At 44.9% G+C, this 26,777-nt stretch carries 27 protein-coding genes and 2 pseudogenes; 23 read left to right on the top strand and 6 right to left on the bottom strand.

Going from position 1 to position 26,777, the window contains the following annotated elements; all coding sequences use genetic code 11:
- The first annotated feature begins 145 nt into the window (after positions 1-145).
- The 11 genes and pseudogenes from G4D54_14435 to tnpB all read left to right on the top strand — a co-directional run bounded on the left by G4D54_14435 (position 146) and on the right by tnpB (position 10,351).
- Positions 146-556: a helix-turn-helix transcriptional regulator gene (locus tag G4D54_14435; protein ID QJA03559.1), complete on the top strand. Its 411-nt coding sequence runs from the start codon at positions 146-148 to the stop codon at positions 554-556.
- Between the two features lie 71 nt (positions 557-627).
- Positions 628-918 carry a hypothetical protein gene (locus tag G4D54_14430; GenBank protein QJA03558.1) on the top strand — a complete coding sequence of 97 codons (291 nt, stop codon included), beginning with the start codon at positions 628-630 and terminating at the stop codon, positions 916-918.
- Between the two features lie 769 nt (positions 919-1,687).
- A complete protein-coding gene (locus G4D54_14425; GenBank protein ID QJA03557.1) occupies positions 1,688-2,221 on the top strand; it encodes a cupin domain-containing protein in 534 nt (177 codons plus the stop codon).
- Between the two features lie 13 nt (positions 2,222-2,234).
- Positions 2,235-3,812, top strand: coding sequence for an ABC transporter ATP-binding protein (locus tag G4D54_14420; protein ID QJA03556.1), 1,578 nt, complete (start codon positions 2,235-2,237; stop codon positions 3,810-3,812).
- A gap of 1 nt (position 3,813) precedes the next feature.
- A complete protein-coding gene (locus tag G4D54_14415; protein QJA03555.1) occupies positions 3,814-4,662 on the top strand; it encodes an ABC transporter permease in 849 nt (282 codons plus the stop codon).
- Positions 4,659-6,554, top strand: coding sequence for an extracellular solute-binding protein (locus G4D54_14410; protein QJA03554.1), 1,896 nt, complete (start codon positions 4,659-4,661; stop codon positions 6,552-6,554). Before G4D54_14415 ends, G4D54_14410 begins: the two co-directional genes overlap by 4 nt.
- 366 nt (positions 6,555-6,920) lie before the next feature.
- Positions 6,921-7,111, top strand: a pseudogene (locus G4D54_14405) (AAA family ATPase).
- Between the two features lie 46 nt (positions 7,112-7,157).
- Entirely contained in the window at positions 7,158-7,529 is a 372-nt protein-coding gene (locus G4D54_14400) for an AAA family ATPase (GenBank protein ID QJA03553.1), read from the top strand.
- An 86-nt stretch (positions 7,530-7,615) separates the two neighbouring features.
- Positions 7,616-7,840 (top strand): AAA family ATPase, encoded by a 225-nt coding sequence (locus tag G4D54_14395; GenBank protein QJA03552.1) that lies wholly within the window; start codon positions 7,616-7,618, stop codon positions 7,838-7,840.
- A gap of 282 nt (positions 7,841-8,122) precedes the next feature.
- A complete protein-coding gene (locus tag G4D54_14390) occupies positions 8,123-8,707 on the top strand; it encodes a hypothetical protein (protein QJA03551.1) in 585 nt (194 codons plus the stop codon).
- A 438-nt stretch (positions 8,708-9,145) separates the two neighbouring features.
- Positions 9,146-10,351 carry an IS200/IS605 family element transposase accessory protein TnpB gene (gene tnpB, locus G4D54_14385; GenBank protein QJA03550.1) on the top strand — a complete coding sequence of 402 codons (1,206 nt, stop codon included), beginning with the start codon at positions 9,146-9,148 and terminating at the stop codon, positions 10,349-10,351.
- 143 nt (positions 10,352-10,494) lie between these two features.
- Here tnpB and G4D54_14380 read toward each other — a convergent pair whose 3' ends face one another.
- Positions 10,495-11,376 (bottom strand): LysR family transcriptional regulator, encoded by an 882-nt coding sequence (locus G4D54_14380; protein QJA03549.1) that lies wholly within the window; start codon positions 11,374-11,376, stop codon positions 10,495-10,497.
- Positions 11,377-11,457: 81 nt separating this feature from the next.
- Between G4D54_14380 and G4D54_14375 the strand changes: the two genes are divergently transcribed.
- The 3 genes from G4D54_14375 to G4D54_14365 all read left to right on the top strand — a co-directional run bounded on the left by G4D54_14375 (position 11,458) and on the right by G4D54_14365 (position 14,127).
- Entirely contained in the window at positions 11,458-12,033 is a 576-nt protein-coding gene (locus tag G4D54_14375; GenBank protein ID QJA03548.1) for a chromate transporter, read from the top strand.
- A complete protein-coding gene (locus tag G4D54_14370; GenBank protein QJA03547.1) occupies positions 12,030-12,581 on the top strand; it encodes a chromate transporter in 552 nt (183 codons plus the stop codon). The genes G4D54_14375 and G4D54_14370 overlap by 4 nt, the downstream gene beginning before the upstream one ends.
- Positions 12,582-12,693: 112 nt before the next feature.
- Positions 12,694-14,127 (top strand): aminoacyl-histidine dipeptidase, encoded by a 1,434-nt coding sequence (locus G4D54_14365; GenBank protein QJA03546.1) that lies wholly within the window; start codon positions 12,694-12,696, stop codon positions 14,125-14,127.
- Positions 14,128-14,173: 46 nt separating this feature from the next.
- Here G4D54_14365 and G4D54_14360 read toward each other — a convergent pair whose 3' ends face one another.
- Complete coding sequence (locus tag G4D54_14360) at positions 14,174-14,344, bottom strand: hypothetical protein (protein QJA03545.1); 171 nt, start codon at positions 14,342-14,344, stop codon at positions 14,174-14,176.
- A gap of 77 nt (positions 14,345-14,421) precedes the next feature.
- Between G4D54_14360 and G4D54_14355 the strand changes: the two genes are divergently transcribed.
- The 6 genes from G4D54_14355 to G4D54_14330 all read left to right on the top strand — a co-directional run bounded on the left by G4D54_14355 (position 14,422) and on the right by G4D54_14330 (position 21,874).
- Positions 14,422-15,246: a MerR family transcriptional regulator gene (locus tag G4D54_14355; protein ID QJA03544.1), complete on the top strand. Its 825-nt coding sequence runs from the start codon at positions 14,422-14,424 to the stop codon at positions 15,244-15,246.
- Between the two features lie 297 nt (positions 15,247-15,543).
- Complete coding sequence (locus G4D54_14350; protein QJA03543.1) at positions 15,544-16,923, top strand: UDP-N-acetylmuramoyl-tripeptide--D-alanyl-D-alanine ligase; 1,380 nt, start codon at positions 15,544-15,546, stop codon at positions 16,921-16,923.
- A 13-nt stretch (positions 16,924-16,936) separates the two neighbouring features.
- Positions 16,937-18,004 carry a D-alanine--D-alanine ligase gene (locus tag G4D54_14345; GenBank protein ID QJA03542.1) on the top strand — a complete coding sequence of 356 codons (1,068 nt, stop codon included), beginning with the start codon at positions 16,937-16,939 and terminating at the stop codon, positions 18,002-18,004.
- Entirely contained in the window at positions 18,001-19,167 is a 1,167-nt protein-coding gene (gene alr, locus G4D54_14340; GenBank protein ID QJA03541.1) for an alanine racemase, read from the top strand. Before G4D54_14345 ends, alr begins: the two co-directional genes overlap by 4 nt.
- A 38-nt stretch (positions 19,168-19,205) precedes the next feature.
- A complete protein-coding gene (locus G4D54_14335; protein QJA03540.1) occupies positions 19,206-20,252 on the top strand; it encodes an acyltransferase in 1,047 nt (348 codons plus the stop codon).
- Positions 20,253-20,266: 14 nt separating this feature from the next.
- Positions 20,267-21,874, top strand: a complete 1,608-nt coding sequence (locus G4D54_14330; GenBank protein ID QJA03539.1) for a hypothetical protein — start codon at positions 20,267-20,269, stop codon at positions 21,872-21,874.
- Positions 21,875-21,979: 105 nt separating this feature from the next.
- Here G4D54_14330 and G4D54_14325 read toward each other — a convergent pair whose 3' ends face one another.
- The 4 genes and pseudogenes from G4D54_14325 to G4D54_14310 all read right to left on the bottom strand — a co-directional run bounded on the left by G4D54_14325 (position 21,980) and on the right by G4D54_14310 (position 23,472).
- Positions 21,980-22,492, bottom strand: coding sequence for a hypothetical protein (locus tag G4D54_14325; GenBank protein QJA03538.1), 513 nt, complete (start codon positions 22,490-22,492; stop codon positions 21,980-21,982).
- A gap of 53 nt (positions 22,493-22,545) precedes the next feature.
- A pseudogene (locus G4D54_14320) lies at positions 22,546-22,844 on the bottom strand (hypothetical protein).
- Positions 22,845-22,864: 20 nt separating this feature from the next.
- The gene (locus G4D54_14315) at positions 22,865-23,263 is read right to left on the bottom strand and encodes an AAA family ATPase (GenBank protein ID QJA03537.1); all 399 of its coding nucleotides are present in this window, start codon (positions 23,261-23,263) and stop codon (positions 22,865-22,867) included.
- A gap of 20 nt (positions 23,264-23,283) precedes the next feature.
- Positions 23,284-23,472: an AAA family ATPase gene (locus tag G4D54_14310; protein ID QJA03536.1), complete on the bottom strand. Its 189-nt coding sequence runs from the start codon at positions 23,470-23,472 to the stop codon at positions 23,284-23,286.
- 246 nt (positions 23,473-23,718) lie between these two features.
- On the opposite strand from G4D54_14310, the gene G4D54_14305 reads away from it, so the two are divergent.
- The 3 genes from G4D54_14305 (at position 23,719) to G4D54_14295 (ending at position 26,766) form a co-directional block, all read left to right on the top strand.
- Entirely contained in the window at positions 23,719-25,029 is a 1,311-nt protein-coding gene (locus G4D54_14305; protein ID QJA03535.1) for a DUF5011 domain-containing protein, read from the top strand.
- 90 nt (positions 25,030-25,119) lie between these two features.
- Positions 25,120-25,587, top strand: coding sequence for an acetobutylicum phosphotransbutyrylase (locus G4D54_14300; GenBank protein QJA03534.1), 468 nt, complete (start codon positions 25,120-25,122; stop codon positions 25,585-25,587).
- Positions 25,588-25,929: 342 nt separating this feature from the next.
- On the top strand, positions 25,930-26,766 hold the full coding sequence (locus G4D54_14295) for a transporter substrate-binding domain-containing protein (protein ID QJA03533.1): 837 nt from the start codon (positions 25,930-25,932) through the stop codon (positions 26,764-26,766).
- The last annotated feature ends 11 nt before the right edge of the window (positions 26,767-26,777 follow it).

Here is a 26,777-nt window from a genome sequence, read left to right as displayed (position 1 = left end):
CATAATTTTTGGAAAAGCCGGAACCCCTTAACCGGCTTTTTCCATTTTTTGTCTGTAAAGCCGTTTTTTCCTAAAAAGTGTCAAGTTGCAGAGGCATTGTTGCACAAACTGCATGTTTCTGATAGGATGTACGCAAGAGGTGTTGATGATGAAGGTAACTGCATATAAAGACCCGCTGACCCTGAGTGTGGATATCGCGCAGGAGCGGGAAAAGGCCTTGGTGCTTTGGGAAATGGAAAAACGCAAAAAACGGCTGGAGGAGCTGTGTAAAGCCATCCCCTCCATGCTGAAAAAAGAAATCATGGAGCAACTGGATGAGCTGATTGCCCTGGGACTTGTTTCCCGGATTGTCCATGTTCATAAAAAGCCGACCATGATTGAATATGCGCTGACAAACCGCGGAGCAATGCTTTTGAAGTGTCTGCGAAAAATGATGGATGTCGGTATCGGTATCATGATGGATTATCATATGGAGGAGATTCTGATACAGGAGGGCTATATCGAACGGGTGGAGGTAGCATCAGAATCCGATGCTGAAACGCTGCAGAATGCATAAAGCTCTGCAGTTTTTTTATTGTGACATATATTATGTAACAATATAGTCTATACTAGCATTGAGGTGATTGTATGGCTTATCTGTCATTTCCGGATTTCATGGAAAAAAAACGGTATCGGTTTCAAAGCAGATTGTGGGAGGGGGATTCCATGTATCGCTCAAAAATCTGGAAGGCACATCGACAGGAATATGCGAGGGTCTGCCGGTTTGGGAAATATGCCAATGACCAAAAGCTTCTGGATGAGGAGGTTATGCAGTATGAGCGCCGCATTCTGGAGGCTAGAAAAAACAGCGGTATGCTCACTGAAAAGGAATTCAGACAGCTTCAGGATGAATTGCTTATGCAGTTTCCCTTATGGTGAAGTATCCGTACAGTGCCTTTGCCCTGCATGCAAAGCAGGATGCTCAACTCTTCCTTCATGAGATAAAAAAAGCCACCCATTGGTGGCATGCCGCAAAAATACTGCCTAGGTATCTTTCTTTACAGGCGGCAACAGTAACATTATAGAGGGAAGGCACCGTGTTGTAAAGCTCATAACCGCAGAAAAATCCAAGTTAATGAAAAGTTTATATTTGCATAAGCATGATACATGTTTTTAGGATGTAAGCGATTAACATAGCAGGTGATTCCCCTTTGCATATGAATTATGTGTTTGTATGAGGGAGGATATGTCTGCTGTATCGAAATGCGGTCTTTTCGTATAGAGAATGCCGCATAGCTTGTGATGAATAGAATGGCAATATGCCTTTATGCAAAGGCTGAAACAAGAAAAAAGGCGCTAGGGATACGCCTTTTTTCTTAATACAATAAATTATTAAGGGGATAGAATGTATAGAAAATAATTAGGGGAGTTATTTTCTATCTAGGCGAAGAATATCTTTGCCCACAGTTACTATAATAAAAAGATATAGTTAAAAGATATGTAAATTATGTGAAAATATGTGATTAAACCGGAATTTTTCCTGTTTACCAATGGAAACTTTTTGGTTTTGTTATTCTATTAAACAAAAAGTTTAAAATATTAAACTTTTTTCATACAGGGTATTGCATATGTCCGGTTTTATGATATAATCATCCTGTTTCAAATATCATACGGAAAGTTTAGTATTACTAAACAAAGGGAGGTATGTATGGATATCGGGCAGAAGATAAGGCAGTTGCGAACACAGAACAATCTTACTTTGGAGGAACTCGCGTCGCGGAGTGAATTAACGAAGGGCTTTTTATCGCAGGTTGAACGTAACCTTACCTCCCCTTCCGTTTCCACTCTGGAGGATATTTTAGAGGCGCTGGGTACCGACCTGGCGTCTTTTTTTAAAGACAGCAAGGAGAACAAGGTCGTCTTTAAAAAGGAGGATTATTTCGTGGATGAGCATGAGGAGTATTGTATCCACTGGATCGTACCGAATGCGCAGAAAAATGAAATGGAGCCGATTTTGCTGGAGCTGTCCCCACAGGGCAGCAGCAAGGAATTTGACCCGCATGACGGGGAGGAATTCGGCTACGTGCTGGAGGGCAGGATCACGCTGGTGAACGGCGATAAGGAATATCCTGTAAAAAAGGGGGAAACCTTTTATATTAACGGGAAATACCGGCATTATTTGAAAAACAACGGAAAGAATGAGGCGCGGGTATTGTGGATCACCACACCGCCGCTGTTTTAAGGAGGCGTAAGCAATGGAAGAGAAAAAGCTGATACAGTTTCAGAATATCGTAAAGGACTTTGACGGTACACTGGTGCTGAAGGGAATCAATCTCGATATTTATGAGAATGAATTTGTGACACTGCTGGGACCCAGCGGATGCGGGAAAACAACACTTTTGCGAATTCTCGGGGGATTTCTGAATCAAAGCGAGGGGCATGTGATTTTCGACGGGGAGGATATCACGGATGTGCCTCCTTATAAACGGGAGCTGAATACGGTATTTCAGAAATACGCACTGTTTCCGCATATGAATGTATATGACAATATTGCGTTCGGCTTGAAAATCAAGAAGATGAGTAAGGATGTCATTGAGCAGAAGGTGCTGAAGATGCTGAAGCTGATCGGTCTTGAGGGCTATGAGAAAAAGGATGTCACCTTGTTATCCGGGGGACAGCAGCAGCGTATCGCAATTGCGCGTGCGCTGGTGAATGAACCGAAGGTGCTGCTTCTGGATGAGCCGCTTGGTGCACTGGATCTGAAGCTGCGTAAGGAAATGCAGTACGAGCTGAAGAAGATTCAGCAGGAGGTTGGCATCACCTTTATCTATGTAACCCATGATCAGGAAGAGGCCTTGACGATGTCGGATAAAATCGTGGTCATGAAGGATGGCGAAATACAGCAGGTAGGAACACCGACGGATATTTACAATGAGCCGGAGAACCGCTATGTTGCGAATTTTATCGGGGAAAGCAATATCATACCGGGCGTTATGCTGGATGATTACAAGGTGATGTTTGATGATATCAGCTTTGACTGCGTGGATTTCGGCTTTAAGAAAAACGAAAAGGTGGATGTCGTCATACGTCCGGAGGATCTGGATATCGTGAAGGAAGAGGACGGCAAAATGACAGGTATCGTGAAAAGTGTGCTGTTTAAGGGCGTGCATTATGAAATCATGGTGGAAACCGTTCCGGGAACCACCGTTAGTGTCATGATGAATGTAACGGAGGAGCACGACGTTTCCAGCAGTGATGCCAAAGAGCGTATTTCCGCCAATGACTTCTATGTGGATATCGAGGATGTGAAGGAGCTCAACGATGCGGAAATCATCGCCCGTGCGGATGCACAGGCATGGAGCCCGCAGGATGATGAGTATATTTCCATCAATAAAATTGAATATGATATACCGGAGGAGATCGGTACGTATCCGGTTACCTTCTCCACAAGCTCCGGAACGAGTGTATCCATCAAGGTGTTTGTGGTGCAGCAGAAATACGTGGAGAATCCAAAGGCGAACGAAGCGATTTCCGCCTTCAATTTCTTTAAAACCGTGGACGAGCTGAAGGAGAGTGCAGCCATTGATACCGATTTGAAAACCTGGGCAAATGCACAGAGCTGGAAGCTGAGTGATGAAAGCGATGTGGAAATTTCCGATGTGGATTATGATTTTGATCCGGATAACATTACTGCGGGAACCTATCAGGTAACCTTCTCCACACAGGGTAGGGAATTTAAGGTTCATACAACGGATATCGCCGAGGAAGGAGCCGAAGTGGGTCTGAGCTTCTATCCGGAGGATATCCATGTCATGAGCAAGATGGGATACTGATATGAAGACCTTTAAGCGATTAACATATCCGTATATCATATGGATTACTGCCATGATCGTTATTCCCATGCTTCTGATTATCGTATATGCCTTTACGAAGCAGGGAAATGATGTGGCAACGCTGCAGTTTACACTGGAGCATTTCAAAAAATTCTTTACAGACCCTGATTTCTTAAAAACGCTGTGGCTTTCCCTCAGGATTGCCTTAATGACAACGGTATTGTGTGTGCTGATCGGGTATCCGGTAGCATATGCAATATCCCAGTCCAGCAAGCGCAATCTTCTGATTCTGCTTGTTACATTGCCGATGTGGATCAACATGCTGGTGCGTACATACGCATGGATTGGTATTCTGGCAGATAACGGGCTGATCAATCACATTCTGACCTACTTCGGTATGGAGCCTGCGAAGCTGCTGTATACGGATGGTGCCGTGGTGCTTGGGATGGTGTACAACTTTATACCGTTTATGATTCTGCAGATTGAATCCTCGCTGGCGAAAATGGACCGCTCGCTGCTGGATGCGGCAAATGATCTTGGCGCAAACCGCGTGGAACGGTTTCGTAAGATTACGTTTCCCTTATCACTGCCCGGTGTGATATCCGGGATTACGCTTGTGTTTCTGCCATCAGTGTCCAGCTTTGTCATTCCCAAGCTGATGGGTGGCGGCGGCTACATGATGATTGGAAATGTCATTGAAAATCAGTTTATTACGGTAGGTGAGTGGAATTTCGGAAGTGCCATTTCCATGATCATGGCAGTGATTATCATGATCAGTATGTATGTAACACGGCGTCTGGATAAGGGAGATGACAGCGTCCGTGCAAAACGGGGAGGGAATGTGCAATGAAAAACAGCAAGCTTTCCAGAAGACTCATCCTCGGCTGTGTGATGGTGTTCTTCTACTTTCCAATATTATATATGTTGATTTTTTCCTTCAACGGCAGCCGCTCCCTGACAAGCTTTGACGGCTTCTCCCTGCAGTGGTATCACAAGATGTTCAATGACCGCAATATGATGGAGGCCATCTATTATACACTGGTTACCGCGGTGGTGGCGACGTTTGTATCCACGATTGTCGGAACGATTACCGCCATCGGGCTGAGCAAATCGCGCCGTATCGTGCGGGAGGTTGTACAGCAGATCAACGATCTTCCTATCATGAATCCGGAAATCGTTACTGCGGTGGGACTGATGCTGTTTTATGTGTCCCTGCATATGGAAAAGGGCTTTTTGACCATGCTGCTGGCACATATCGCATTTTGTACGCCGTATGTGATCTTAAGTGTCATGCCGAAGCTTCGCGGGCTGGATCCCAACCTGGCAGAGGCGGCTATGGATCTGGGCGCAAGACCGACGCAGGCAATGTGGAAGGTCATTGTTCCACAGATCATGCCGGGAGTGGTATCCGGTGCGCTCATTGCCTTTACGATGTCCTTTGATGATTTCATTATCTCATATTTTGTGACCGGCAACGGAGTGAAAAATATTTCCACACTGGTTTGGACGATGAGTAAGCGGATCAATCCGAGCATCAACTCCTTATCCACGCTGATTGTCATTATGATTACCATTACGCTGCTCATTGTGAACATTGTTCCTTTGGTGCGTGAGAAGGCAGCCCGCAACAATAAGCCGATTTCCTATAAGGTCAGCGGCATTGTCGGTATGTGCTTTGTACTGGTGATTGGAGGACTTTTATTCGCTTTAAAGGGCGGTGTCGGCAGCACCTCGACAGAGGATGCCATTGCGAAATATGGCAGCGATACGCTGAAGGTGTACAACTGGGGAGAATATATGGATCCGGATGTCAATGCGGCTTTTGAAAAGCAGTATGGGGTAAAGGTGATTTACGATACCTTTGATTCCAATGAGCTGATGTATACCAAGCTGCAGGGGGGCGAAAGCTATGATGTTCTCGTACCGAGTGATTATATGATTGAGCGTCTGATCAAGGAAGAAAAGCTGCAGCCGCTGGATAAAGGCGTTGTTACGAATCTGGCAGTGCTGGCAGACGGTGTCAAGGGACTGTCCTATGACCCTGATAACACGTATTCTGCACCGTATTTCTGGGGTACGGTCGGTATTGTCTATAATAAAAACAACGTGGCAAAAGCCGATCTGGAAAAAGAGGGCTTCAATATTTTCCAGGATACAAAATACAAGGGAAAACTGTATCTGTATGATTCGGAACGCGACAGCTTCATGATGGCTCTTAAAGCACTGGGCTATTCCATGAATACCTCCAGCGAAAAGGAGCTGCATGCGGCCTATGAGTGGCTGGTGAAAGCCGTATCCACGATGGATCCGGAAATCGTGACAGATGAGGTCATCGATGCGATGATCAACGGCAATAAGGATTTGGCCCTGGTATACAGCGGAGATGCAGCCTTCATACTGTCAGAGAATGAGGATATGGAATATTTCATGCCGAAAGAAGGAACCAATCTGTGGAGTGATGCCATGGTAATTCCAAAGGATGCCAAAAATCCGAAGCTGGCAAATGAATATATCAACTTCGTTCTGGAATATGAGCAGAGTATGAAAAATTCATTGTTTGTCGGCTATGCTTCAAGCAATGGCGAGGTATTGGATGAGCTGAGCGGCAAGGATGGCGAATTTTATGGAAACAATGCGTATATGCCGCGTGTCGGGTATCCGAAGGACGAGATCTTTGAATATAATGAAAAGACGAAGAAGCTGATTTCTGATTACTGGACTAAAGTGAAAATAGCGAAATAGAGGTGGAATTCATGAAAAAAGCAATCTATCGCATTCTGATACTTATGGTCGTCGCCGTGATGGTTGTGTTATCTGTACTGCATTTTTAAGAATTGCAGTGGCGATTTTTAGATATGCTGGATAAAAAGAGATTCTATTTCCTACATGTTTTAAATGATAAATTGTTTGTCACAAAATAAGTTCTATACAAAAGATGATTATGAATAAAAATATCAATAGATGTAGAGGATACGCTATTGATATTTTTTATTTTGTAAGCTTGATGTCCTATCAATGGATGATTTCTGTGATTCCTTATGTTTTCATGCTGTGAAGGACTGGATTTGATATTTCTATGGTATAATAAAGAAAATGGCAGGTGATGTTATGAAGAGGATTCCAATCGGGCTGAAGGATTATAAAAAAGCTGAAGGATGAAAACTATTATGTTGTAGATAAAAGCCTTATGACAAAGGAATATATGGATCGGGGCAGTGAGGTTACGTTAATCACAAGACCTAGGCGCTTTCACCCGAAATATTGCCGATACCTTTGGTATCCGACAAAAGGCGCGCTAGTAGCGGGGAAAACAATCAATATGAGTAGGCGCTGCCCGCCCATGGCGTGCTTGCGGAGTTTTTTGATATTACGAAAGACTCCAGAGAGATATTCAAAGATACTGCTGTCATGCATACATCTACAGCGGATGATATAAATAGGTATCCTACGATTTTTCTAACATTTGCGGATGCGAAAGGTTCAAAGGAGAACATTATTTATCAGATCAAAAGCCAGCTAATGACGGCATATGACACGTATGCACATGTCTATGAGGAATTAAGGACATTTGAGAGGGTAAAGCTTGAGCGGATATCCACAGGACTGATGGAGGAGGAAAATGTCAGTTTAGATAAATTAACAAATGCCATTAGCTTTCTGATGTTAAAGTGCCATCAGTATTATGGAAAAAAGGTTATGCTGTTTATCGATGAGTAGGCGCTGCCCGCCCATGGCGTGATACACCGTTTATCGAAGCGCATGCTCTTGGTTTTTATGATGAATTACGTGGTGGACTTGCATCCATGCTGCACACTTCATTGAAAACAAGCAATGATTTGCAGTATGCCATGCTCATAGGTATTCAGCGGGTTGCAAAAGAAAACATCTTTTCTGATTTGAATAATCCGCTTGTATGTACCGTTAAGGATCGAGAATATGCTGAATATTTTGGTTTTACGAAACAAGAGGTTAAGGAACTGCTGGAAGCCTATGGTTTTGTATATGACGATGCAGTGCGACAGATGTAGGCGCTGCCCACCCATGGCGTGATGGCTACAATATGGGAGGAATTGATATTTACACTGCTAGTGGGCAGAGCCCAATCCCTGGTCGATTATCAACTATGTCAATCGTGGGGAGCTTATCCCTTACTGGGGGAATACCAGTTCAAACAAAATGATAAAATCAGCGATGCAGGACTGCGAGGCATCTTTCAAAGATGGATATGAAGAGCTGATAAGAACAGAAACTGTGAATACTCTCGTTAATTTTGAAACTTCCTTTTTTGAAATCAGAGAAACAAGCAGTCTGTGGGGATTATTTGCGCCTCAGGCGGGCAGTGCCTGAATGCCGGTTATTTAACAGTGGAAAAAGTTGTTGATCCATTATTGGGGAAATATATTCTAAGGATACCAAACAAAGAAATTGTAAGTGAATTTAGTTCGCTTACAGCACATTATCTTCATATAGACAAGAATAGTCTGGATATTTTACTAGATAAATTCCTTCAACAGAATTGGGATGCATTTTTAGACGGTTATCAGAAAATACTGATGAAAACATTGAGCTATTTTGATTTAATCAATGAAAATTCATATCAAACGCTGTTACTGGGAATGCTCATACGTTTAGATAACCGTTATGAGATTATCAGTAATCGGGAACAGGGTGAGGGAAGATTCGATATCTGTTTAAAAAACAGGAATGCAGAAGATCCATCCATCATCATTGAATTAAAATATACGAAGGATGTAAGCAAAGATTTACAGGATTTAGCACATCAGGCATGTATCCAGATTACAGAAAAGCAATATGGCTATCCTATGCAGAAGGTGATAAAAATAGGACTGGCGCATTGTGGGAAACAGGCAAGAATGTACGTACAAAGGGACTGATTATGCAGTCCTTTTGCTTTTGATATAGAGGCTTCTAAATAATCGAGCTTTTATTTTATCTAAAAAGCAGGCAGAATACCCCCACCTCAGTGGTCGATGAGCAGGTGGGTGATGAATGCAGCCATCTTTCTTTTCATCCTTGTTTTCTTTCTGTTTTTCACGAATCTTTCCTTAAATTTCTCTTGCGTTCGTGGTATAATGATGCCAACAAAAGGAGGGTTTCCAATATGAAATCATATCGTACATATTCTAGTATCCTATCTGCTAATCACCCGCAAAACCCCCGGCTTTTCTGCTCTTACACATCGTGCTAAAAATCTGTACAACATTGCTTCGTTCCATGTAAGAAATGCGTACAGTGCTTCCATCAAATCAAATGAGGATCGCTTTCCACATGAGTTACAGGTCCTGGAAGAACTCAATGGTGTCGTTGATGAATTGAATGTCATACGTCAAAAGCATCATAGCACACCAATCCACATCATTGATCATGATCATCGCTTTGTTTCCATGCAGCATCTGGATGGTTTTTTTAAATTGCGTGACCAGATCGATTACCGTGCTCTTCCTGCGCAGGCAAATCAGAATGTTTTGCATATGCTGTATCGTGACTGGAAAAGCTTTTTTGCTGCTTTAGCTGATTACAAAGCACATCCAGACAAATATGAAGCAATCCCCCATATCCCTCGATATGCAGACAAAGACGGTTATAAACCCTTGATCTTTACCAATCAGATATGCAAACTGAGAAAAGACAAACATGGTTGGTATGTAAAGTTTCCTAAGGCAGTGCTGCAGGCAGGGTGTGTACGTGATCGATATGATCTTGGTAAGATGGATCTGCATGAACAGAAGCTGAAGGAAGTACGTCTGATTCCCAATGGAGATACTATCAATCTTGAAATCGTATGCGAGATAGAAATCAAGGAACCGACGATTACAATCCATGAGGCAACCAGAGTAGCCGGCATTGATATTGGTGTTGATAATCTGATGGCGATTGCATTTACGAGTGGACACCACCCTGTGCTGATAAAAGGAAATGAAATAAAAGCAGTCAATCAATTCTATAACAAACAGATCGCACATTATCGCTCACTGCTAAGAACTGGAAAGAAGGATAGCAAAGGGATCCATCAAACAAAACGAATGAAACGTATCAGCGAAAAGCGAAATCGACGTGTAAAGGATATCCTGCACAAAGCATCAAGAAAAATAATAGATCTATGTGTGGAGGAAGGAATCGAAGTTATCGTCGTAGGAAATCATGCGGGTTGGAAGAAGCGTATCCATATGGGGAAGAAGAACAATCAGACATTTGTGCAGATACCGTTTCGTACGCTGATCGAAATGATCAAATACAAAGGAGAAGCGGCAGGAATCAGAGTCGTGGTCTGTGAAGAAGCAATACAATCGAAGGCTAGTTCCATTGACGAGGATCAGATACCAGTCTATGGAAACGATGTAGCGCATACCTTCACAGGGAAAAGAATCAAGCGAGGATTATACAGAAGCAAAAACGGCATTCTCATGAATGCCGATATCAATGGAGCAAGTAATATCATACGAAAAGTATATCCATGTATGCCAAAGCGAGAGCGATGGAGTAGAGGTACGGTGAACGTACCAGTTACGTGTATCTGAACACGAACAAAACGTTTTGATGAATGTGCAAGCTTTCATTAGAAGCCGCTTGCTCTATAGCTGGCGGAAGTTCACGAAAATGAAAGTCAACATTGATGAAAGGAAGCACGACTAAATGACAATCAGGTATTATATTGTAAAATTTACATATAAGCTTCCTGTTTTTCTGCCAGCTTCAACAGCTCACGCATAGGGGCATTGAGATGCTTATGCTTCTTATAGACAATATGATTGACATTCATAAGCTTTAGCTGCGGCAATTGGATTTCACATAATTCTCCCTGCTTCAGTTTTTTTCTTACCATTCGCTCCGGCAATATGGCGATTCCAAAGCCCTCCTGTGCCCCCTTCATTAAAACTGTGGAATTGGTCGATGTCCAAGCGGCTTGCGGACATAGATCGTGCAATAGCATAAAGCTGTCAAAGGTTTCACGGATTGCGCTTCCTTTTTCCCGTAAGAGAAGAGGAAGCTCTGCCAGGGTATTCAGCTTGTCTACCATATGATGGACAAGAAAATCCGGACTGCAGACTGCCTTGAGCTGGTAGAAGGAAAGCGGCTGGACAATTAGAGAATCCTGCTGTATGACACCCTCCAGAAACGCAATATCAATCGCATGCTGCTGCAGCTGTTCCAGAATCGCTGAGGTACTTGCTACGGTGACACGGATTTGCAGCTTTGGGTAAGCCTGCTGCAACTGCTTCATCAGCGGACAAAGCAGCTCATTGGCAATCGTTATACTGGAGCCGATTTGTAATATGGAGGCTTCCTGTAACGAAGCAGCATCCTGTTTCATGCTGTCATATAGCTGCAGCAGCTGCTGTACCTGCTGGAGAAACTGTTCACCAACCGGCGTCATAATCGTCTTCTTTGGAAACCGTTCAAATAAAGGAAACTGCAGTTCTTCCTCCAGCTCATGAATTGCTTTGGATACGGCAGGCTGCGTCATATACAGCTTCTGTGCTGCTTTTGTGAAGCTTTTTTCCTGAGCCACTGCCTGAAAAATTCGAAATCTGCGTATATCCATGTTCACCTCCATAACCATTTGGTTATCTATCTTATAAAATAATATAATTTTATGTATCCGGTGTCAAATGCTATCATAAACATGGTGATAAAAATGAAAAGCTATAAAGATATTGTCTGGCTGTTTGGTATCAATGTATTTATCAGCACCTTTACCTTTGGCGGAGGCTATGTGGTGATACCGATGATACGAAAATATTATGTGGAGAAAAAAGCCTATTTTGACGAGGGTGAGCTCATGAAGATTGCGGCGATTGCACAATCCTCACCAGGTGCGATTGCAATTAACATGAGTGCCCTGGCAGGCTATCGTGTCAAAGGGGTAAGTGGAATGATCATCAGCTGTATCGCTGCGATTTTACCGCCGTTAGTGATTCTGGCGGTAGTTTCAAGGCTATATGCCGTTATTCAAAACAATACGGTCGTACAGGCTGTTCTGCATGGAATGGAGGCTGGTGTGGCAGCGCTGATCGTGGATTTGATTGTGGATATGTACGCACTGATTTGTAAGGAAAAGGAATTCTTTTTTACACTCATGACACCGCTTGTCTGCATGCTGAATTATTTTTTTCAGATCAACGTGGCGATCCTTATCATCGCCAGTGCGCTGCTTTGTGTGGTGCGTGTTTACTGTAAGAGAAGGAGTGTGCGAATATGAAGCTGCTGCAGCTGTTCTTTGCATTTTTCCGTATCGGATTGTTCAGCATTGGTGGCGGTTATGCCATCATCCCGATGATTCGTGATCAGGTGGTGCTGTCCAATCACTGGCTGAGCATGCGGGAATTTACGGATATCATAACCATTTCGCAAATGACGCCGGGGCCTCTGGCTGTCAATACCTCGACCTTTGTCGGTATGCGGGTAGCCGGTGTCAGCGGAGCACTGGCAGCCACCATTGGCTGCATTTGTATGGGCGTGCTTATTTCCTATGTGCTCTATCATATCTTTCAGCGGTTTTCCTCCTCCGTCTTTTTCATGGAAATACTGAAGGGCCTGAAGGCAGCCTCGCTGGGGCTGATCATGTCCGCCGCACTGATTCTGCTTGCAATTGCGTTTTTCAAAAACGGGGATTTGAAGCTGACCTCTTTGCAGCCTGCGGCAGTCGCTATTTTTGCCATCGTGCTATGGATCAGCAGAAAATGGAAAATCAATCCGATTGCATTGATGCTGCTGTCCGGTCTGCTTGGCGTATGGATCTATCAGTAGCTCCAGTTTCAGCAGCTCCGTGCCGTTTTAAAAATCAGGGCTTTTTAGGGTGTGAAATAGAGTTTTCTTCATGAAATGTGGTACAATAGCAGGGAACATACGGAGGTAATCTATGGAACATATTTTGAATCATGAAAAGGCTCATCAGAAGTATTTTGAAGAAATGACGGCAATTCCGCACGGCTCTTATCATGAGCAGGCATACAGTGCGTATCTGGTGGCGTTTGCAAAGGAACACGGACTGAAATGGATACAGGATGAACTGTATAATGTCATCATCTATAAAGATGCTTCAGCCGGCTATGAGGATCATGCCCCTGTGCTGTTACAGGCACATACGGATATGGTATGCGAAAAGAACAAGGATACGGATTTTGATTTTGAAAAGGATGCACTGAAGCTGTATATTGAAGACGGCTTTCTAAAGGCAAGGGGAACAACACTTGGCGCAGATGACGGCGTCGGTGTTGCCTATATGCTGGCTCTGCTCAGCGATCCGGATGCGAAGCACCCGCCTCTGGAATGCGTGTTTACAGTACAGGAAGAGGTGGGACTCTTTGGTGCCATGGCACTGAAAAAGGAATATTTTCAGGCAAAGCGAATGATCAATCTGGATGATGGCGGAGAAAATGCCACCTGCACAACAAGTGCAGGGGGTGTGAATGTCATTATGCAAAAGGAACGCATTCTTGTGCCGCATGATGGAAATGGCTATCAGATTGATGTGTTCGGACTTCACGGCGGACATTCCGGCGGAGAAATCGACAAGGAGCATGGGAATGCGAATAAGCTGCTGGCACGGGTCTTGTTCACGCTGAACCGTCGGTATGGTGTACAGCTGAGCTGGATACAGGGTGGAATCAAGGACAATGCGATTCCTCGGGAAGCATCTGCGGCATTTGTGTGTCAGGCGGATTTGGAAACAGTTGCGGCCTGTGTACAGGAAATGAAAACCATCTTTGCTAAGGAGCTGGAGTTCAGTGATGCCGGTGTTGACGTCGCTGTAAAGGAAGTGGCGTGTGACGGTGTCTTATGCATTGAAGACAGTGAAGAGGTGATCACGCTTTTGATGACACTGCCAAACGGTCTGCGTCATCATTCCATGAGCATTGAAGGACTGAGTACAGCGTCCAGCAACATCGGTGTTGTGACAACGCAAGAGGAGGCAATCATCATCAACGCTTCCTTACGCGGAGCTATGGAATCCTATGTGGATACACTGGCGATGGAGATGGATGCGCTTGCGGAGGTATTCGGCTTTCACAGCGAGCATGAGGCAAGATATCCGGCATGGAGCTATCGTGCGGATTCTCCTATGCGTGAATGTCTGAAAGCAGTATGTCAAAAGGTGCTGGGAAAAGAGCTGCAGCTGGTGGCTGTGCATGGTGGTCTGGAATGCGGTGTTTTCAAAGCCATGGATGAGGATATGGATATCGTTACCATGGGACCGAAGATGCAGGATATTCATACACCGCAGGAAGCGCTGGATCTGGCATCCTTCGATGCGACCTTTACACTTTTAAAGGCTTATCTGGAGGAGCTGTAAGATAAGATATGCGTTATTTTGACCTACCGGTTAGGTGAATCTGATATCAAGCATATAATTCTATTTTACCAGTAGAAAAGGAAAGCTGTCGCTGTCTATAGGATAACCGGCTTTCCTTTTTCATACAGCAGACGATAACGATGATTGCAGGCTTGGGGAACACAACGTAATCGCGTCTTATCTGTGCATCCGCATGGCAGATCTGCATCTCATCCATTCAGTGAGCACGTATTTTGCGGGTTGACTTGTCCCCGGGGTAAGGGTTTAATATAAAGGTTAACAGGAGGAATAAATATGCTGACAATCGGTGAGTTTTCCAAAATATGCAAGGTTTCCACCAAAACGCTGCGATACTATGAAACGATTGATCTTTTGAATCCGATTTGTATCAAGGCAGAAAGCGGATACCGCTATTATGCCATCGAACAGCTGAAGAATATGCTGTTTATCAACCGTATGAAGACATACGGCTTTTCACTGGATGAAATCCGTACACTGCTGAAATGGGAGGAGCAGGGAGAATCAAAGCTATTGCAAAATGCCCTGCTTTCCCATCGCAAAATATTGCAGGAGCAGATACTCTGGATGCAGCAGACTCTTCATGAGCTGGAAGCGGATGTAGCGACAGTGCAGAAAGAAGAGATGATCATGTCATATCTGGATGATATAGATATACAGCTGGTCGAGGTACCGGAGATGTTTCTTTTATCGACACGGCGCATGGTAAATATGGAGGACTGTGCAAAGGGCTTTATTTCTTTTTATGAGCCACTGTTTGAAAAAATTCGCAAAGGACGGCTGACCATCTGCAAGGCGCCGCTTTCCATATATCACAGCAAGGAGTATCAGGATGAAGGCTTCGATATGGAATTTGCAATTCCGGTAAAGGAGCGGGTTACGGGTACGCGTGATTTCTCACCGGGGCTGTGTATCCGCACCGTATGCAGAGGAAGCTATCACCAGATTCCTTCCGTCTATGCAAGGCATCAGGAATGGATGGAAACGGAAGGCTATATCTATCGGCTTCCGCCGTATGATGTCTACATCACGCATCCGGATGAGGTGGCAGATATGGAAGAGAATATCACTGAAATCTATTCTCCGATCATGAAGCGCTAGGCAGCTGTGCATCTTACAGGGTGGATGCCGGTATAAAAAAGCGTGCAGGGTGATTCCATTCTCACAATACCCTGTTTCATAAGCCACGGTGCTGCAGTGTTGACTCCGGTGGTTTTTTTGCCGTGTAGTTCGTTAAAGGCTTACATTCTTACGATTTACGTAAGCTGATGAATTTTACGAAATTCTTTGCTTCAACTTCTGATGCTTATGATATAATATTTAGCGTGTATATAGTCCTATTTCGTTTCATGAGAACAGAAGCGCTTAGGAAAATAGGAAACAGAAGGGATGAACCATATGATTATCCGATCGATAGACGCTATTATCCGCATGCTGGATGCGGATTACATAGAAAATGCAGATATTGAGGAAAAAATACAGGGTGTCTGCATTGACTCCAGAAAGGTGGTAGAGGGAAACCTGTATATACCGATTCATGGAGCGAACAACAACGGGCATGCCTATGTGCAGCAGGCCATTTATAACGGTGCGAGGGCTGTCTTGTGGGAACGAAGGGAAGCGAATCCTCCCAAGGAGATTGTCGTCATTCTAGTAGATGATACAACAGCAGCTTTGCAGCAGCTGGCTAAGGCTTATCGTGATCAGCTGAATATGAAGGTTGTCGGAGTTACCGGCAGCAATGGAAAAACGAGTACGAAGGATATCCTTGCCTCCGTACTTGCAAAGCATTTTATTACGCAGAAAACACTTGGAAACTACAATAATGAAATCGGTGTACCGTTAACACTTCTTTCTTTGTCGGAAAACTGTGAGGCTGCGGTTGTGGAAATGGGAATGGAGAATCTGCAGGAGCTTTCCTTTCTGACACAGATCGTGCGTCCGGATATCGCTATTATTTCCAATGTCGGTACTGCACATCTGGAAAACCTTGGAACCATGGAGAATATAGCCAGAGCGAAGATGGAGATTACAGAGGGGCTTGGGGAGCATGGATTGCTGATTTATAATGGAGATCAGCAGCTTCTGCGCAATGCCGCCATTGAAAAGCAGATACCGGGCTGCATTAAAATCCGTACGTTTGGTAAGGATGAGCAAAATGATGTAGTCGTGCATCAGGTGCATCAGCTGCCAGACGGTCTGTGTTTTTCCATCAAAGATCAGGTGTACCACCTGGACATGATTGGAAAGCATCAGGCGATGAATGCCACAGCGGCATGGATCGCTGCAAGGGCACTTGGGCTGGATGAGGAAGAAATAGCGCAGGGCTTTGCAAGCGTGGAGAAGACCGGACTGCGCAATGAGCTTGTCAGGGTGAATCAGTGTCTGATTTTGAATGATTCCTATAAATCCAATCCGCAGAGTGCCTTGGCTGCGGTGGATACCATGGAGGAATTTGACATACCCTATAAACTGGCGGTGCTGGGCGATATGCTGGAGCTTGGAGAAACGAGTGATATGATTCATTACACACTGGGTAAGGATATCAGCAGCTATCATTTGCAGGAGGTTCTCACAATCGGAGACATGGCATGTTATATTGCACAGGGGGCAAGAGATAATATGGAGCATACACTGGTGCGTCATTTTACAGATAAGGAAGAGCTTTTGAACTACCTGAGACCCTATATGCATAAGGAATGCATGCTGCTGGTGAAGGGAAGCCGCGGAATGAAGCTGGATGAAGTGGTGGATGAGCTGGTAAAGGAACAACAGTAAGGAGTACATATATATGGAAAAGATAAAATTAGCGATTATATTCGGAGGAAAGTCAAGTGAATACCCGGTTTCCCTGCATTCTGCGGGAAGTCTGATTCACAAAATCAATAAAGAGCACTATGAGCTTATTTTCATCGGAATCAGCAAGGATGGGAAATGGTATGCATATGATGGTGATGTGGATGGTATCGAGCATGATACCTGGCTGTGTGAGGCGCACTGTACACCGTGTGTATTGTCCAGCAGTGAAGGCTGCAGGGGCTTTTTGAAGCTGCATGCGGATGGAACCTTTACACGCATTGAGGTGGATTGCATCTTCCCGATTCTGCATGGAAAAAACGGAGAGGACGGAACGATTCAGGGCTTGTTTGAGCTGAGTGGCATCCCATACGTCGGCTGCGGGCACATGAGCAGTGCGATCTGTATGGATAAGGAAATGGCACATATCGTCATGGAGCATGCCGGTATTTCGTGTGCCCCGTTTGTATGTGTATATGAGGCTGATGATTTGGATTATCGCAAAGTATACGAACATGCGAAGGAAACGCTGGGACTTCCGATTTTCATCAAGCCGGCCAATGCCGGAAGCAGCTTTGGAATTCACAGGATGGAGTCCTTTGACGGCTTTGAGGAAGCGATGAAGGATGCCTTCTATCATGACGGCAAGGGCAAGGTTATTTTGGAAACAACCATTGAGGGCTTTGAAATCGGAGTAGCTGTGATGGGAAACAAGGAGCTTTTTGCGGGCAGTGTGGATGAAATCGAAACAGCTGCGCCTTTCTTCGATTATGAGGGGAAATATGAGATGGTGGATTCCCATATCTACTGTCCGGCACGAATCAGTCCGAAGCTGTTTGAGGAAGCAAGAGAAATCGCAAAAAAGGCATATCGTGCCATGAACTGCAAGGGAATGACCCGTGTTGATATGTTTGTGACACCGGAGGATACCATCATATTGAATGAAGTCAATACCATTCCTGGCTTTACCGACACCTCCCGTTATCCGACTATGATGAAGGAGGCCGGTATTCCGTTTCCGGAACTGATTGACAAGCTTGTTGCACTGGCAATGGAAGAATGAAGAAGGTGGAAAATGTGCTGAAGAGCAATACGCGTTCCTGGCTGGAAATTGATCTGACCAGGATCTCACATAACATAAAGGAAGTACAGAAGCTGATTCCCTCTACAAGCAAGATTATGGCAATCGTCAAAGCGAACGGCTATGGGCACGGCGATGTGGAATGCTCCCGAATGATGGAACAGCAGGGGATTGACTTTTTTGGAGTAAGCAGTGTTGACGAAGGCGTTCGACTGCGTGAAAACGGCATCCAAAGTCCGATTCTGGTGCTGGGGTATACGCCGCCTGTTCATTTTCATTATTTGAACGAGGCTTCCCTGATCCAAACGCTGGTATCAAAGGAGTATGCAGAAAAGCTGAACGCATATGCTAAAGAGCAGAATGTTGTTGTCAAAGCACATGCCAAGGTGGATACCGGTATGTCCAGAATCGGTATTATCGCACAGGATCATGCATATCATATCGAGGATATCAAAGCGCTGTACCGTCTGGAGCATCTGGATGTCTGCGGTATTTTCTCCCACTTCAGTGTCAGTGACTGTCTGGATGAGGAAAATTGTGCCTTCACCAATCACCAGATTGCGTTGTTTGAACGTGTTCTGGCGGATTTGCGTGCAGAAGGGATTGACCCCGGTACAACGCATCTGCAGAACAGCTATGGAATTTTAAATTATCCGAACCTGCATTATGATTATGTACGTCCGGGTCTATTATGGATGGGAGTTACCAGCGATGATGCACTGGCAATTCGCACGGCACCGCAGTTTCAGCCCATCATGGAATGGAAGGCAAATGTTTCCCTGGTAAAGGATATTCAGCCCGGTGTTACGGTCAGCTACGGCCGTCATTTCAAGGCGGAAGTCTGTACGAGGGTGGCAACACTGGCTGTCGGATATGCGGATGGTTTTCCGCGCAGTGTATCCAATCAGGGAGCCTGTGTGCTGCTGCATGGCAGGCGTGTTCCCATTATCGGCAATATCTGTATGGATCAGATGATGGTGGATATCACCGGACTTGATGGTGTGAGTGAAGGCGATGTCGCTACTCTGATCGGGTGTGACGGTGATGAGGTTCTTTCCGTTGATGAACTCAGCAGACTTGCACATACCATAAACAATGAAACACTCTGCTGGATTTCACAGCGGGTACCGAGAATATACAAATAGCCACAGCAGGTGTGGCTATTTTTCAAGAGAAGGGATGGATGATTAACGTGGAACGAAAAACTTACTACGCGCTGGATGTTGCTAAATTCATCAGTGCATTTCTGGTGGTCTGCATTCACACCGGGCCGCTGCTGGATGTGGATGCCACCGGCAACTTTATCCTTGTACAGATTCTGGCCAGACTGGCGGTACCGTTCTTCTTTGTGGCGAGCGGCTTTCTGTTTTTCCGTAAGCTGGATTTCAAACGCGAATACAATGATTACGAAAACAAAGCAAAGCTGAAGCACTATCTGTGGAGGCTCTGTAAAATCTATATCATCTGGACCATTCTGTATCTGCCCTTTACCTATCTGCTGTTGAAGGGGCAGGATGGTATTACCGTAAACAGTGTGCTGCTGTACGTTCGTGATTTCTTTTTTACCGGAAGCTTTTACCACCTCTGGTTTCTGCCTGCGCTGCTGGTTGCAGTGCCTGTTGTTTACATCTGCCTTTTTAAGCTGGGTCTTGGCAAAACGATTCTTTTTGGATTTCTCCTGTATCTGACCGGCATGGCTGGTAATGTTTACGGTGGTTATCTGATGCAGATTCCGGGGATACAAAGCGTATATCAGGCATATCTGCAGGTATTTTCCACAACACGCAACGGCCTGTTCTTCGGCGTGATGTTTATCGCTATGGGGGCCCTGTTTGCACAGCGGACACTGTACCTGAAAAACTGGCAGGTACTGCTGGGATTCCTGCTCAGCGCCGGACTGCTGTTTGCGGAATGCTTCGCACTGAAAGATAACGGCTTCATGCATGATTTGACAAGTATGTATGCCATGCTGCTGCCATGTATGTTCTTTCTGTTTCTGGGATTGCTTCGTATTCATCTGCCGAAAAGCAAGGTATACAAGACACTGCGTGTTTTATCACTGCTGATTTATGTCATGCATATTATGTTTGTTAATCTGCTGCTTCGGGTATGGCCGCTGATGAATTCTCTGGCTGTTTACGGACTGGTTATGCTGCTGACGCTCATTATGTCCTGCTTTATAATTATATGTTCCAGAAAAGTTAAGTTTTTAAAGCATCTTTATGCCTGAATAGGAGGAATATCATGCTGCGTATACACCAAATCAAGCTGACACTTTCAGAATCACTGGATCAGCTGCCGGTTAAAATTATAAACAAACTCCATATCTCCAGTGAAGACCTGCTGTCATGGAGAATCTATCGGGAGAGTCTGGATGCTCGCAGGGCGAAGGATGTGCATTTTACATATTGCATTGATTGCAGAGTAAAGCATGAGGAGCAGGTGCTTAGAAAGCACTTTAAGGATGTCAGTCGCGTGCAGGAGTACCGTTATGCATATCCGAAAAAGGGTGTCATCGGCTTAACGCATCGTCCCGTAGTTGTCGGCTTTGGTCCTGCCGGTATGTTTGCGGCACTGCTGCTGGCACAGATGGGCTACTGTCCGCTTGTTATTGAACGCGGACAGTGTGTGGAGGATCGAGTCAGGAGGGTAGAGGATTTCTGGCAAAACGGTAAGCTGGACCCGCAGAGCAATGTGCAGTTTGGTGAGGGGGGAGCCGGTACGTTTTCCGATGGAAAGCTGACTACCCGCTCCAAGGATCTGCGTGTACATAAGGTTCTGGAGGAGCTTGTCCGCTTTGGTGCGCCACAGGATATACTGTATACGGCACATCCGCATATCGGAACAGATCTGCTGCGTGACATTGTGAAGCGCCTGCGCGAGGAAATCATAGCGCTGGGTGGAGAGGTGCACTTTTCCAGCTGCCTGCAGGATTTGATAATTGAACAGGGGGAGCTGCGCGGGATTGTTGTCAACGATGAGGAAATACCGGTGGATCAGTTAATTTTATCCATTGGACACAGCGCCCGGGATACCTACCGGCTGCTGCATGCGCGCGGTGTGACCATGCATCCCAAGGCGTTTGCAATCGGTGCCAGAATTGAGCATCCACAGACGCTGATCAACGAAGCGCAGTATAAGACGCTTTGCGGACATCCGCGGCTTTCTGCGGCAGAATACAGATTAACACATACCGCATCCAACGGCCGTGGCGTCTATACCTTCTGCATGTGTCCGGGGGGAAGCGTCGTTCCATCCACTTCCATGGAAGGCGGTGTGGTCGTCAATGGAATGAGTGAACATGCCCGTGACCGGGAAAATGCCAACAGTGCGCTGCTTGTACAGATACGTCCGGAGGATTATGGGGAGCATGCACTGGATGGAATCGCCTATCAGGAGGCATTGGAAAAGAAAGCGTTTGTACTTGGCGGTGGAGCATATCGTGCACCTGCACAGCGGGTTGAAGATTTTCTGAAGCATCGTGCAAGCACAGCGATGGGCAGTGTTCAGCCAAGCTATGCACTGGGTGTAACTCCCTGTGATCTGCATGAGGTGCTTCCTGCTTATGTGACAAGCGCAATGGAAGAGGCAATCACTGCTATGGATCATAAACTGAAGGGCTTTGCGATGGGAGATGCTGTTTTGACCGGAGTGGAGACAAGAAGCAGCTCCCCCGTTCGCCTGGAACGAGGGAAAGAGGATTTGCAGAGTCTATCCGTTTCCGGACTGTATCCCTGCGGAGAAGGAGCGGGATATGCCGGTGGAATCGTTTCAGCGGCAATTGACGGTATCCGATGTGCAGAGCAGATTATTGCAATGTTTCATTATACAAAAGAAGCTGCTTGTGATTAAATTTGTAGACATAAGTATGAAAGAAGTATCCTCATGATAGAGATTCATGATATAAGTAAAAGACGCAGCCTGCTCTCAGACTGCGTTTTTACGTGTTATTACAGATTATTTCTCTGGGTATAATTCCACCTGTTTGCCGCGATGGGCAAGACCGATTCGTATCACATGATGCGAGCCATGATCATATTGCTTAGCAAAGATCTGTTCATATCCCTGCATGGCCAGTTTCTTAAGATTTACAGAATCATCCTTTGTATACTTCAATTCAAAAAGAAAGGATGGTTTGTCCTGCTTTCTGCTTTCTAAACAAATATCAAATCTGCCCTGCCCCTTTTCACGGTTGCTGATGATCTTATAGCTGTTTTCTAAAGGCATAAGCATACCTAAAAGTAACGTACGCACTGCGGGCCAATGGGCCTGATAGGAGTTTTCATTCATAAGGTCATAATAGCTGGCAGTATCCTCCAATATGGCTTGATAGCGTAAGGCGAACTTCTCCAGATTTCCTTGTAACAGATCCTCCAGCAGCATAGTTACACTGCTTTCGTCTGTATGAAAATAATAGGCTGTCAGTGATTGGAATTCTCTTTTTATTTCCTTGTTTGGTATTCTTAACACATATCTGCCTTCTAACGCATCCAGCGTAGTTTTTGTTGTCAGGTAACCGGCGTTCAGGCACTGCCCGCTTGAGGCGCAAACAATCCCAAAAGGCTGCTGGTATTTTTGATTTCGTAGAACGATGCTTCATAATTAACCAAAGCTGTGACCGTCCCACGTTCGATCAGCTCTTCATATCCTTCTTTGAAGGTTTTATCACACTCACGCATAGCAGCTTTTATCATTTTATTTGAACTGGTATTCACCCAGAAAGGAATTAACTGCTTTCTATCCAGATAATTTATAACTGACCATGGATTAGGCTCTGCCCACTAGCAGTGTAGATGTCGATGCCTCCCATATTGTACCCGTCACGCCATGGGAGGGCAGCGCCTATTCATCAATGAACAGCATTACCCGTTTTCCGTAATATTGATGGCATTTTGTCATCAGAAAGCTGATAGCATTTACAACTGCCTGTAAAGAGCCATCCTGTAAATGGGACATACCATCCATAACTAAATCAAATCCGGGCTTTTCAAACCGATCGATATGTTCAAGTACCTGCTCATTTTTTTTATATTCCTTTAACAGTTGGAGCTTCATCTGCATGACGATATTATCCTTATCACCCTTTGCATCTGCGAAGGATAGAAAAATAGTCGGATATGAATTGATATCCCTTGCATATTCTGTTTGCATAATGGCAGTGTCTTTGAAAATGTCCCGTGAATCCTTTGTGACATCAAAAAATTCTGCCAGCACGCCATGGGCGGGCAGGCGCCTACTCATATTGATTGTTTTTCCCGTTACTAGCGCGCCTCTTGTCGGATACCAAAGGTATCGGCAATATTTCGGTGAAAGCGCCTTGGCCGTGTGATTAAGGTGACTTCGCTGCCCCGATCCATAAATTCTTTAATCATCAGGCTCTTATCCACGACATAATAGTTTTCTTCCTTCAGCTTGCGGTAATCCTTCAACCCAATGGGGATTTTCTTCATGCTCATCACCTGCCATATGTTTTATTATTTCATGGTTATTTACAGAATACAGTATGCGGAGCGGATATTTTTCATCAGCTACAGGATGTAGTTTTAGATGCTTTCCTATATTGCATGTGTGTTTCCTTACAAATGTATGGGACTGGATTTGTCAAAGAAACAGCTGCTATAAGTATTGTTATCCAATACCTTTATACGGCATAAATCACGGCTGCATATCATATCGTTAGTGTAGAGGTGATGCATGTGAGCAGACGCTGCAAGAATATTATATATGGAATTATGGGATTGATTGGGGTCATGGTGGCGGCCCTGCTGATAAAGCTGCTGTTTTTCAGCGGACTGTTTACGCCGCTATTGGCATTAAACGGTGCAAAGACGATGGAGATGGAAGTGAATACCAGCTTTCAGGATCCGGGGGCCCGGGCAAGGTTTCGTTTTTCGGATTACAGTGATGAGGTAAAGGTAGAGGGGAATCTGAATACAAAGAAGCTGGGGACCTATACGCTGACCTATACCTTTGATAAATATCAGAAAACAGTGGAGCGCAAGGTCAATGTCATTGATACGACACCGCCGAAGATCAATTTGAAGGGCGGCTCGTCTATCCGAGTGTTTGAAAATGGAAGCTTTCAGGAGCCGGGCTATCAGGCGAGTGATAATTATGACGGGGATGTAAGCAAAAGCGTGGAACGAAAAGGCAGTGTAAATATGAAAAAACAGGGTACGTATACGCTGACCTATACGGCAAAGGATGCCAGCGGCAATACCACAAGTGTAAAGCGCAGTGTTCAGGTATGTGCTGATCCAACGAATACAAAGCTGTATTATGATCATGACAGCTATGACAACACCATGGAGGAATGGTGGTTTAATAAAAGCAAGGATCATCAGCGGACAACAGGTGCCAAGGATGAAAAGCTGTTAAAGAAATACGATTCCTATTATCAGGGACCAAAAGAAAAAGTAATTTATTTGACCTTTGATGAGGGCGGCAATGATATCACCTATATCAAGCAGATTGCGGAGGTCCTGAAAAAGAATGATGTGCAGGCAACCTATTTTTTGACCAGAAATTATATTAAAACAGAAGCAGATTTCATCCGGCAGCTTGTTCAGGATGGCAATGTAATCGGAAATCACAGCTGGCATCATTACGATATGACAACACTGGCGAATGCCTCCAGCATCGATAAATTTGTTGCAGAGATTACGGAGACAGAAAAAACGTATATGGAGGTTACCGGGCAGCCGATGAAAAAGGTTTTCCGTTTTCCGAAGGGCGGAAGCAGTGAGCGTGCGATGAAGCTGGTAAAGGACCTTGGTTACAGCAATTATTTCTGGAGTCATGCCTATTACGATTATGCAAGTGATGTTTCGGGCAGTGAGGCATTGAAGACGATGATGGAGCATTACCATGAGGGGGCGATTTATCTGCTGCATCCGAGCAATAAGGGGAATTATGAAGCGATGGATACCTTTATCAAAAATATGAAGGATCTTGGCTATGACTTTAAAACCGTGGATACCATACCATCGGATGCTCAGGAGAAATGATACGACTCTATCCATAAACATGATGCTGAGGTAAAAATTTACTGGTATTTTTACCGATCTTATTCTATAATGATGCACAGGGTGATATGCATGAAAAAGAAGCACTGCTATGCCATCCTGTGCATTATCTGGATGCTTGTAATTTTCTGGTTCTCCGCACAGGTTGCGGATGATTCTCAGGAAATGAGCGATTTCTTTGTGCACCTTCTGGATGCTGTATTCTCTCTGGATATCATGAGGAATGAAATCATTCGGGATATGACAAGCTTTCTGGTACGCAAGGCGGCACATATGAGTGAATATGCGGTACTGGCCATTTTATTTGGTCTTACGATACGGGAATACAAAAAGGAGCCGTGGCTGCTTCTGGCACTGGCGGCTACGGCTGCCTATGCGGCAACGGATGAATTTCATCAGCTGTTTGTCCCTGGCAGAAGCGGACAGCTCAAGGATGTTTTGATTGATACGGCAGGTGGTGCCCTCGGGCTGGGTCTGCTTGCTCTTATTCTATATCTGAAGCGCAGACGGAAAATGAAAGAAACTGAAAAACTTTCATGAAATATTCAGGGGCCATTGACAAATGTCGGGATTTAAGCTAAAGTATATAAGACAGAAAAATCGTATAGAGGCAGCGATGCGTCAGAGTAAAAGCTGGAGTCGGCAGACCGGGATAGCTTTGAAAGGTAATCATCGCCGAAGAGGCTGCATTGGCGGATGCACTTCTGGGGTCATGGGAAATACTCATGGCACTCCTTCGTTAAGAAGAGGAGCTATTAACAACTCTGCTTTATGTGTGAGAGTCGTGTAATAGCACGGCTTTTTTGTTATTCCATGGTATTTCACCGATGGTGTATACACAGGCGGTATATGTGAAAAGAAAAAAAGAAAGAGGGACTATTTATGAAGAAAAAATTAGTAACGGCAGCTTTTGCCATGACACTGCTTTTGACTGGATGCGGTAGCAGTGATGACGACAAGAATGTTTCAAAGAATACAGGAAAGGAAACCTTTACGGTTGGTATGGAGTGCAATTATGCGCCGTTTAACTGGCAGACGAAGGAACAGACGAAAACGAGTGTTTCCATTGGCGGTGCCGGCTTCTGTGACGGTTATGATGTACGTGTTGCACGTCAGATTGCAAAGGATCTCGATCGTGAGATTGTCATCAAAAAGGTATCCTGGGACGGCCTGCAGCCGGCTTTGGAATCCGGTGAAATCGATGCGATTATTGCCGGTATGACAAAGGATGAAACACGTGAAAACGGAATTGACTTCACATCCCCATACTATGAATCTGAAATGGTTATGATTGTACGCAAGGGGGACAAGGCTGCGAAATTCAATGATATCCAGCAGTTCAAGGGTAAGACCATCATCGGGCAGAAGAGCACGAACTATGATACGATTATCGATCAGATCAAGGGTGTAAAGCATGCGACACCAAAGGCAACGTATCCGGAAATGATCCTCTCCCTGCAGAACAAGGAAGTGGATGGCATTACAGCAGAGCTTCCGGTTGCCGAGGGTGCCGTGGAAGCGAATAAGGATTTAACGATCGTTCACTTTGCAAAGGGCAAGGGCTTTGATATTGACACGTCCGTATCTGTCGGTCTGAAAGAGGGAAGCCGTGATTCCGAGCTGTTCAATGCTGTACAGAAATCACTGGATGGAATTTCCAAGGAAACAAGAGATCAGTGGATGAAGGAAGCAAGAGAGAGTCAGCCGAAAACAGAATAACAAAACAGAAT

Origin of the sequence: [Clostridium] innocuum (genome assembly GCA_012317185.1) — a bacterium.
Classification (GTDB): Bacteria; Bacillota_I; Bacilli_A; order Erysipelotrichales; family Erysipelotrichaceae; genus Clostridium_AQ; species Clostridium_AQ innocuum.
Note: the sequence above shows the minus strand (reverse complement) of the source record. Positions and strands in the feature narration are given on the sequence as shown.